This window comes from Methanocalculus natronophilus (assembly GCF_038751955.1).
Taxonomy (GTDB): domain Archaea; phylum Halobacteriota; class Methanomicrobia; order Methanomicrobiales; family Methanocorpusculaceae; genus Methanocalculus; species Methanocalculus natronophilus.
On the sequence record NZ_JBCEXH010000036.1, the window covers coordinates 1 to 830 of the forward strand.

Below are 830 nucleotides of genomic sequence, written 5' to 3' on the forward strand. Positions count from 1 at the left end.
GCTTTGCACCGCCACATCAAAACCTTTTTCTTGAATAGAATCATAAATGCTTTTTAACCGGTTAAATTCATTGTTTAAAAACGTATCGCTCACTGGACCGATAAAATGTGATCCATGATTAGGGGCTAAGTTTTCGCCAAACCCACCCATATCCATCCTATCAAACCACGGCACAAAATACTTTTTTGAAGGGACCTTGTATAAGGGATGACTTATATTTTTCCCATGGAAAAAGGCTTCACCTAACGTGGGCGCGCTAAAAGTTTCATAAAAAGAGTTCATATAGGTATCTATTGCGTCTACTTTAGGATTTTTAGCGTAAGACAAGATCGCCTCAGTAAAAGGGTGATTTTAAAATATCGCTGTAAGATTTAGTTTTAATTAAATGGTTTTTATCTATAATCATTTTAAGCACCTCGTAAGTATTTTATCATGCGTGTTTAAATTATATGGTGACTTTGCTTATTAAAAAAGCGAGGATATGCCTCGCTTTTAGGTTTCTTTAAGTTGTTTTTGATAAAGCATTTGATACAGTCCATTCGCTTCTAACAATGTTTCATGAGCGCCTGATTCGACAATTTTTCCTGAGTCAATCACTAAAATCTCATCGACATCTAACACCGTCGATAAACGGTGCGCAATAATCAATACGGTTTTCACTTGTTTGATGGCATTAAGCGCATCTTTTATTTTAGCTTCACTGACGTTATCTAAGGCACTGGTTGCTTCATCGAATAAAATAATGGGGGCGTCTTTTAAAATGGCGCGCGCGATCGCGATTCTTTGGCGTTGCCCGCCTGATAAACTATGACCTTGTTCCCCAACTAAGG

General features: G+C 37.6%; 2 protein-coding genes. Both read right to left on the bottom strand.

Annotation, left to right across the window (positions count from 1 at the left end):
- A partial coding sequence (locus ABCO64_RS10230; RefSeq protein WP_343089385.1) for a hypothetical protein occupies positions 1 to 327 on the bottom strand: 327 nt, incomplete at its 3' end.
- 165 nt (positions 328 to 492) lie between these two features.
- On the bottom strand, positions 493 to 830 hold a 338-nt coding region (locus ABCO64_RS10235; RefSeq protein WP_343089386.1), incomplete at its 5' end, for an ATP-binding cassette domain-containing protein.